This is a genomic window from Lacrimispora sp. (genome assembly GCF_047605665.1).
GTDB lineage: Bacteria > Bacillota > Clostridia > Lachnospirales > Lachnospiraceae > Lacrimispora.
Window position 1 is genome coordinate 129,755 of the sequence record NZ_JASGFH010000013.1, and the last position, 9,168, is coordinate 138,922.

The following is a 9,168-nucleotide window of genomic DNA, read 5'->3' on the forward strand; positions in this document are numbered from 1 at the left end:
CAAAAGGAGTTATGAGCATAAGATGAAGAAAATAGCAATCCTCGGTTCAACGGGTTCCATCGGAACCCAGACTTTGGAGGTGGTGGAGGCTCAGGGGGACATAGAAGTCACTGCCTTGGCGGCAGGCGGCAACATCGGCCTGCTGGAAGCACAGATTAGAAAATTCCGCCCAAAGATAGCCTGTGTATGGGATGAACAAAAGGCCAGAGAGCTGAAATCATCAGTCAGGGATATTCCGGTCCGCATTGTCTCCGGTATGGAGGGACTGATGGAGGCTGCCACAGAGCCTTCTTCTGAGATCGTGGTAACCGCTGTTGTGGGCATGATCGGCATACGTCCAACCATTGCGGCCATGGAGGCCGGAAAGGACATTGCCCTGGCCAATAAGGAAACCCTGGTGACTGCCGGGCATATTATCATGCCTTTGGCCAGGGAACGGGGAGTTAAGATTTTACCGGTGGACAGTGAGCACAGCGCCATTTTCCAGTGTTTAAACGGGGAACATAAAAATACAATTCACAAAATACTTTTAACAGCTTCCGGCGGCCCTTTCCGGGGAAAGACCCGAAAGGAAATGGAGTCCGTCCAGGTGGAGGATGCCTTAAATCATCCCAACTGGTCCATGGGAAGGAAGATCACCATTGATTCCTCTACCATGGTCAATAAGGGACTGGAAGTCATGGAAGCCAAGTGGCTGTTCGGCGTGGAGATGGACCAGGTGCAGGTGGTGATTCAGCCTAAGAGCATCATTCACTCCATGGTGGAGTTTGAAGACGGGGCAGTGATGGCCCAGCTTGGGACTCCGGATATGAAGCTGCCCATCCAATACGCCCTTTATTATCCTGAAAGAAGGCCTCTTCCCGGAGACCGGCTGGACTTCTGGACCATGGGGCAGATCGCTTTTGAAAAGCCGGATATGGTCAATTTTCCGGGGCTTGGTCTGGCTTATGAAGCCGGAAGAGCAGGCGGAACCCTTCCTACGGTTTTTAATGCTGCCAATGAACGGGCAGTTGCCAAATTTTTAAACAGAGAAATTCCATATCTTGCCATTACGGATATGATAGAGGGGGCAATGAACGGGCATACTGTAAAGAGCAGTCCCACAGTGGAGGAGATTCTTGAAGCAGAGGCGGCGGCTTATGAATATATAGAAAGCAGGTGGTAAATTGTCCAGTATTATTGTAGCAATTCTGGTATTCGGACTGATTGTTTTGATTCATGAACTAGGACATTTTTTGTTTGCAAAAATAAATGGGATCGGAGTGGTGGAATTTTCCATCGGCATGGGTCCCAGGCTCTTTTCTTTTAGGAAAGGCGAAACTACTTATTCCATTAAGGTGCTGCCCTTAGGCGGCTCCTGTATGATGCTGGGAGAGGATGAAGAAAATCCCGATGAGCGGGCTTTTCAGAATAAATCCATACCGGCCCGTATGTCAGTCATTGCGGCAGGCCCTGTATTTAACTTTATTCTGGCCTTTTTCCTGGCAATGCTGGTGGTAGGCCTTGGAGGATACGACACCACTTACATCAAGGAAGTGGGAGAGGGCTCACCGGCTTATGAGGCGGGAATCCGTCCCGGAGATAAACTCCTTAAGATCAACGGGGAAAATGTGTCCATGTACCGGGAGTACATCCTCTATAAGGTTTTAAAGCCTGATGCCAAAATGAATCTGGTGGAGATTTCCAGAGTGAATCCCTCCACAGGGAATGTGGAAATCCAGACGGTTTCTGTCACTCCTGAGTATTCCAAGGAGAGCGGAAAATATTTGATCGGCATTTCCATTATTCCGGAAAACCAGAAGGTCAAATCTCTGGGCGGTCTGATAAAATACGGATATCTGGAAATGCAGTATGATGTAAAATTGACAGTTAAAAGCCTTGGGATGCTCCTCTCAGGAAAAGCAGGGATGGGTGATTTGAGCGGTCCTGTCGGAATTGTGGTCATGATTGATGATTCGGTCAAGGCAGGGCTTACAGTCAGCTTTATGGCAGCCTTTATGAACGTGATCAGCATGTGCATTCTTTTGAGCGCAAACCTGGGAATCATGAATCTGCTTCCGATTCCTGCCCTTGACGGGGGACGGCTGTTGTTTTTGATCATTGAAGCGGTCAGAGGCAAGCCTATGGACCCGGAAAAAGAGGGACTGGTGAACATGATCAGCATGGCGGCTTTGATGGCGCTGATGATCTTTGTGGTATTTAACGATATCAGCAGATTTACTTGACAGATATCCGTAAGGCAAAATGGAGGAATCGATGAGCAGACAGAATACGAGGGCAATCCGCATCGGAGACCGGGTGATCGGCGGAGGCAATCCGGTGCTGATTCAGTCCATGTGCAATACAAAGACCCAGGATGTAGAAGCTACCGTCAGGCAGATCGGCATTCTCACAAAGGCCGGATGTGATATCATCCGGGTGGCTGTTCCCGATATGGAGGCAGCGGAGGCTTTAAAGGAAATTAAAAAGCAGATCACCATTCCTTTGGTGGCTGACATTCATTTTGATTACCGCCTTGCCATCGCTTCCATGGAAGCCGGGGCAGATAAAATAAGGATCAATCCCGGCAACATCGGCTCTCCCGACAGGGTACGGGCCGTGGTGGAAAAGGCCAGGGAATACGACATCCCCATCCGTGTGGGTGTAAACAGCGGCTCTCTGGAGAAGAACCTCCTTGAAAAGTACGGAGGGGTGACTGCAGAGGGAATTGTGGAAAGCGCTCTGGATAAGGTTCGGATGATCGAGGAATTGGGATATGAAAACCTTGTGATCAGCATCAAGTCCTCTGATGTTCTCATGTGCATCAAGGCCCATGAACTGATTGCAGACAGGTCAGATTACCCCCTTCACGTGGGAATCACGGAAGCGGGCACCCTGACATCAGGAACCATCAAATCCTCGGTGGGACTTGGCATCATTCTCCACCAGGGAATCGGGGATACCATCCGGGTTTCCTTAACGGGTGATCCTTTGGAGGAGATCAAGGCCGGGAAGCTGATTTTAAAGACCCTGGGCTTGAGAAAAGGCGGCGTAGAGGTGGTTTCCTGCCCTACCTGCGGCAGAACCAGAATTGACCTCATTGCCCTGGCAAATCAGGTGGAGGAAATGGTTTCCCGTTTCGACCATCTGGATGTGAAGGTGGCTGTTATGGGCTGCGTGGTCAATGGACCGGGAGAGGCCAGAGAGGCTGATATCGGAATTGCCGGAGGAATCGGAGAGGGGCTCCTCATGAAAAAAGGAGAAATCATACGCAAGGTTCCGGAGGAACAGTTGCTAAGTGCCCTGCAGGAAGAACTTATGAAGATGTAACAGGTGATGGAATGACGAAACAGTTTTTGGAGGTTTTTCCAGGATTACATATTACAGAGGAATTGCGGGAGCTTTTAAATCTGGTGGAAGTGGAAAAGGTCACTTTAGGCAGAGATAGAAGCTCTATTCGCATTTATATCATCAGCCCCAGACTTATTCACAAGCAGAATATCTACGGGCTGGAAAAGGGGATCAAAGACCAGCTTTTCCCCACCAAGCATATTACCATAAAGATTATAGAGAAGTTCCGCCTGTCGGAACAGTACACTCCCCAGAAGCTTTTAAAGGCTTACAGGGAGAGCCTTTTGATGGAGCTGAAAAACTACAGCATCATTGAGTATAACATTTTCCGCAAGGCAGAGTGCGCTTTTCCGGAACCGGACCTTCTCACGATGACGGTGGAGGACACCATTGTCACCCGTGAAAAGGCGGGAGAATTAAAACGGGTCATGGAAAAGATATTCCATGAGAGGTGCGGCCTGCCGATGGAAGTGAAGTACGAATATGTGGCTCCCAGGGAAAATGCCCTTGCAAAGCAGAAAGAGCTTCAGATGCAGCGTGAAGTGGAAGAGATCGTAAGCCGGGCTGTTATAAAGGAAGAGTATCCTTCTGCGGAAGCCCCGGCTGACGTGCAGTCTGATGAGGTTCCCTTTGCTGCCAGTTCCAAGGCTCCTGCCCCTTCCAGTGCAGGCGGCAAGGCCAAAGAGGGGGAGAAAAAGCAGGACTTCGTTTCCGGGAAACGGGAGTGGAAGGACTTTAAAAAGGGCGGCTTCAGTGCCAAGCGCTCCGATAATCCCGATGTGCTGTACGGCAGGGATTTTGACGGGGAGCCCATTAAGATAGAAGAAATTGTAGGTGAAATGGGAGAAGTTGTCATCCGCGGCAAGATATTGATGACGGACAGCAGGGAGCTGCGCAGCGGGAAGACCATTATTATCTTTGATGTGACGGATTTTACGGATACCATTACGGTGAAGGTCTTTGCCAGAGAGGAACAGATTGAGGACTTAAAGGCAGCTACCGTGAAGGGAGCTTTTATCCGGCTTAAGGGCGTTACCACCATTGACCGGTTTGATGGGGAACTGACCCTGGGTTCTGTGGTAGGAATCAAAAAGGCAGAGGATTTTACAGGAAAGAGAAGTGACAACAGCTTAAATAAACGGGTGGAACTTCACTGCCACACCAAGATGAGCGATATGGATGGGGTTTCCGAAGTCAAGGACCTCGTGAAAAGAGCGAAGAAATGGGGGATGCCGGCCCTCGCCATAACGGATCACGGCTGCGTCCAGGCCTTTCCAGACGCCAGTCATGCCCTGGAAAGGGACGACCCCTTTAAGCTGATTTACGGAGTGGAAGGGTATCTGGTGGATGATTTAAAGCAGCTTGCGGAAAATTCCAGAAACCAGAACTTTTCCGATACATATGTGGTATTTGATATCGAGACGACAGGATTCAGTTCTTCCAGAAACAGGATTATCGAAATCGGAGCGGTAAAGGTGACAAATGGGGTGATCGGAGATAAGTTCAGCACCTTTGTAAATCCCGATGTGCCCATTCCCTTTGAGATCGAGCAGCTTACGGGAATCAATGACAACATGGTCCTCCCTTATCCCAAGATCAGCGAGATTCTGCCCCAGTTTCTGGAGTTTTGCGGCGACGCGGTGCTGGTGGCCCACAATGCTTCCTTTGACGTAGGCTTTATCGCTCACAATGCGGCCCAGCTTCATCTGCCGTTTCATCCGACTGTCATCGATACGGTGGCTTTAGCCAGGCTTCTTTTGCCCAACTTAAACCGTTTTAAACTGGATACTGTGGCAAAGGCCCTTCATATTTCCCTGGAAAATCACCACAGGGCTGTTGACGATGCCGGATGTACGGCTGAAATATTTGCTGCATTTGTGAAGATGCTCCGGGAGAGGGGAGTGGAGACTCTCGATGAACTGAACGGCTTAAGCGCCATGACTCCGGATATGATCAAAAAGCTTCCCACTTACCATGTGATCATACTGGCAGCCAATGACGTGGGAAGAGTGAACCTTTACCGGCTGATTTCCTGTTCCCATATTGACTACTACGCCAGAAGGCCCAGAATCCCCAAAAGCGTGCTGGAACAGAACAGGGAAGGTTTAATCATAGGCTCTGCCTGCGAGGCGGGAGAGCTGTATCAGGCCCTCTTAAGGGGCGTTTCTGATGCGGAGATCGCAAAGCTGGTTCATTTTTACGACTATCTGGAAATACAGCCCTTAGGCAACAACGCCTTTATGCTGAGAGATGAAAAGAGTGTGGTAAAGACAGAGCAGGACCTCATTGATATCAATAAAAAAATCGTGACCCTGGGAGAAGAGTTTGGAAAGCCGGTCTGCGCCACCTGTGACGTCCACTTTTTAGACCCGGAGGATGAAATATACCGGAAAATCATTATGGCAGGACAGGGCTTTAAGGATTCTGACGATCAGGCCCCCCTGTATTTAAGGACTACGGAGGAGATGCTGAAGGAATTTCAGTACTTGGGTCCCAATAAGGCGGAGGAAGTGGTCATAAAAAACACCAGAAAGATTGCGGATATGTGCGAAAAAATCTCTCCGGTGAGACCGGATAAGTGTCCTCCTGTCATTGAAAATTCCGATGAGGATTTGAGAAATATCTGCTATGACAAGGCTCATGCCATTTATGGGGAAAATCTGCCAACCATTGTTACGGAAAGGCTGGAGAGAGAGCTGAATTCCATTATTTCCAACGGGTTTGCGGTTATGTACATCATCGCCCAGAAACTGGTGTGGAAGTCCATTGAGGACGGCTATCTGGTAGGTTCCCGTGGTTCTGTAGGCTCCTCTTTTGTGGCTTATATGGCGGGAATTACGGAGGTAAATTCTTTAAGCCCTCATTATTACTGCACCTCCTGCCATTACTATGACTTTGACTCGGAAGAGGTGAAGCGGTTTTCCGGAATGGCGGGCTGCGATATGCCGGACAGAACGTGTCCGGTGTGCGGGCGCCCCCTTTCTAAAGATGGGTTTGACATCCCCTTTGAGACCTTTTTGGGCTTTAAAGGAGATAAAGAGCCTGATATTGACTTGAACTTTTCCGGTGAGTATCAGAGTAAGGCCCATGATTATACAGAGGTGATTTTTGGAAAAGGCCAGACTTTCCGGGCGGGAACCATCGGCACCCTGGCGGATAAGACTGCCTTTGGATATGTGAAGAACTATTATGAAGAGCATGGCGTGAGAAAGAGAAACTGTGAGATCAACCGGATCGTCCAGGGCTGTGTAGGGGTGAGAAGGACCACGGGACAGCATCCCGGAGGTATTATTGTGCTTCCCCACGGGGAGGAAATTTATTCCTTTACCCCGGTTCAGCGGCCTGCCAACGATATGACCACCGCGACGGTGACCACTCATTTTGATTACCACTCCATTGACCACAATTTATTGAAACTGGATATTCTGGGACACGACGATCCGACCATGATCCGTATGCTTCAGGATTTGATCGGCTTTGACCCGGTTAAGGATATTCCTTTGGACAGCCAGGAGGTTATGTCCCTGTTTCAGGATACTTCTGCCCTTGGAATTCTCCCGGAAAATATTGGAGGCTGTAAGCTGGGGGCCCTTGGCGTTCCGGAGTTTGGCACTGATTTTGCCATGCAGATGTTAATTGATACCCAGCCCAAATACTTTTCGGATTTAGTGCGGATTGCCGGTCTTGCCCATGGTACGGATGTGTGGCTGGGAAATGCCCAGACTCTGATTCAGGAGAAGAAGGCTACCATTCAGACAGCCATTTGTACCAGAGATGATATTATGGTCTATCTCATTTCCAAGGGGATGGACGAAGGGCTTTCCTTTACCATTATGGAGAGCGTCCGTAAGGGAAAGGGCCTAAAAGGCGAGTGGGAAGAGGAAATGACTGCCCACGGCGTGCCTGACTGGTATATCTGGTCCTGCAATAAGATCAAGTACATGTTCCCCAAGGCCCATGCGGCGGCCTATGTTATGATGGCCTGGCGTATTGCTTATTGCAAGGTGTTTTACCCTCTGGCTTATTACGCCTCGTTTTTCAGCATCCGTGCCAGCGGCTTCAGCTATGAGCTGATGTGCCAGGGCAGGGAGAAGCTGGAGCATTATCTGGCAGATTACAGAAAGAGGATGGATTCCCTCTCCAAAAAGGAACAGGATACCCTTCGTGATATGAGGATCGTTCAGGAGATGTACGCCAGAGGATATGAGTTCATGCCCATTGATATTTACCGGGCAAAGGCCAGGCATTTCCAGATCATAGACGGAAAGCTGATGCCTTCCTTAAGCAGCATTGACGGCCTGGGTGAAAAGGCGGCTGACGCGGTGGTGGAAGCAGGAAAGGATGGGAAGTTTTTATCCAGAGAGGACTTCAGAAACCGCACCAAGGTCAGCAAGACAGTCTGCGACCTGATGGGAGACTTAGGTCTTTTGGGAGAGCTGCCGGAATCCAATCAGTTGTCCATATTTGACCTGGGGTAATGATGAAATATTACCGGAAAATGCAGTAATTTTTCCGGTAATTTATAAAAATAAAAAAACTTGAAAATAAGGTTGACTTTAGGCCGGGATTATATTATACTACTTAACGTAATCGAGGCGTGGCTCAGTTTGGTAGAGCGCTGCGTTCGGGACGCAGAGGCCGCAAGTTCGAATCTTGTCGCCTCGATTCCGGCCTATTGGTCAAGCGGTCAAGACGCCGCCCTCTCACGGCGGAAACCCGGGTTCGATTCCCGGATAGGTCATACAAAAAGCCCTCAGGCATTTCCTGAGGGCTTTTTGTTAACAAGATTTTATGCATAACGCCTGTTCATATGGATTGGTTTATGATAATATAAGCTTTACATGAAACACGTACATTACGATGAAACTCAGATTGCGGGGTAAAGATGAAATATATTTCACTGGAAGAGATGAAGGACAAACTGGACTTTTTTGAAAAAATGCATGATGGGGTGCGTCTGGTTGACCCTCTGAACAAAAGAGTACTGGAATACCGGGATTCTGCCATGGCAGGGCTGGATGATGTGTGCTATGACTATTGGGGAAATGGAAAGATCTGTGAAAACTGCGTTTCCTTAAGGTCCCACTGCGAGGGAAAGAGCTTTATGAAGATGGAAAAAAGCGGAGATAAGATTTTTCTCGTTACGGCAATTCCCCTCGATTATCCCGGACATCCGGTCGTGCTGGAATTGTTTAAAGACACCACGGATTCCATGCTGGTAGGCTCCGGAAATTACAATGAAGGGGAAATGATGACCCGCTGTGTGAAGGAGCTTAATGACATCATTGTCAGAGATCCCTTAACTTCCCTTTATAACAGGCGCTTTTCAGAGGAGAGGCTGCCGGTGGATGTGGCAGTGGCGATTATGGCTGATGAACCTCTGTCAGTCTGCTTTATTGATATGGATAATTTTAAGGAAATCAATGACCTTTATGGCCATGAATCAGGAGATATGGCTATTAAGGCGGCAGGAGAGGTGATCCTTCGCCATATGGATTATGAGGACGCCTGGGCGGCCAGGTATGGAGGGGATGAGTTCCTTCTGAACTTTAAAAACATGGACGAGGACCAGGTCCGTGAGATCGTAGAGCACATCCAGGAGGAGATTAAGGAATTATCCTTTGCCCGGTTTGCCAATAAAACCCGCCTTTCCATTTCCTTTGGCATAGAAACCATGAAAGGTGATCCCATGACCGCGGCGGATTTGATCCGGCGGGCTGACGAAAAAATGTATCGGGCGAAAAAAGCAAAGATTCAATAAAGGCAGCGAAGGCTGCCTTTTTATTATGGGTCGTGACCCTGTTGAGCACGCAAAGCGTGCGAAATATAAACCACCCG

Annotated in this window: 5 protein-coding genes and 2 tRNA genes; all 7 read left to right on the forward strand. The window is 48.9% G+C overall.

Going from position 1 to position 9,168, the window contains the following annotated elements:
• Positions 1-22: 22 nt before the first annotated feature.
• Positions 23-1,165 (forward strand): 1-deoxy-D-xylulose-5-phosphate reductoisomerase, encoded by a 1,143-nt coding sequence (locus tag QM657_RS12265; RefSeq protein ID WP_415066951.1) that lies wholly within the window; start codon positions 23-25, stop codon positions 1,163-1,165.
• A gap of 1 nt (position 1,166) precedes the next feature.
• Positions 1,167-2,225, forward strand: coding sequence for a M50 family metallopeptidase (locus QM657_RS12270; protein ID WP_415066952.1), 1,059 nt, complete (start codon positions 1,167-1,169; stop codon positions 2,223-2,225).
• Between the two features lie 31 nt (positions 2,226-2,256).
• Positions 2,257-3,309, forward strand: coding sequence for a flavodoxin-dependent (E)-4-hydroxy-3-methylbut-2-enyl-diphosphate synthase (gene ispG / locus QM657_RS12275; RefSeq protein WP_415066953.1), 1,053 nt, complete (start codon positions 2,257-2,259; stop codon positions 3,307-3,309).
• An 11-nt stretch (positions 3,310-3,320) separates the two neighbouring features.
• The gene (locus QM657_RS12280) at positions 3,321-7,808 is read left to right on the forward strand and encodes a PolC-type DNA polymerase III (protein ID WP_415066954.1); all 4,488 of its coding nucleotides are present in this window, start codon (positions 3,321-3,323) and stop codon (positions 7,806-7,808) included.
• A gap of 113 nt (positions 7,809-7,921) precedes the next feature.
• Positions 7,922-7,995 (forward strand) — tRNA-Pro (locus tag QM657_RS12285).
• Between the two features lie 4 nt (positions 7,996-7,999).
• A tRNA-Glu gene (locus QM657_RS12290) sits at positions 8,000-8,071 on the forward strand.
• 144 nt (positions 8,072-8,215) lie between these two features.
• Positions 8,216-9,091, forward strand: a complete 876-nt coding sequence (locus tag QM657_RS12295; protein ID WP_415066955.1) for a GGDEF domain-containing protein — start codon at positions 8,216-8,218, stop codon at positions 9,089-9,091.
• Positions 9,092-9,168: the final 77 nt, after the last annotated feature.

Coding starts and splice junctions, on each gene's coding strand:
- ispG (WP_415066953.1), top strand. CDS start 2,257: ATGAGCAGACAGAATACGAGGGCAATCCGCATCGGAGACCGGGTGATC.
- QM657_RS12295 (WP_415066955.1), top strand. CDS start 8,216: ATGAAATATATTTCACTGGAAGAGATGAAGGACAAACTGGACTTTTTT.
- QM657_RS12280 (WP_415066954.1), top strand. CDS start 3,321: ATGACGAAACAGTTTTTGGAGGTTTTTCCAGGATTACATATTACAGAG.
- QM657_RS12265 (WP_415066951.1), top strand. CDS start 23: ATGAAGAAAATAGCAATCCTCGGTTCAACGGGTTCCATCGGAACCCAG.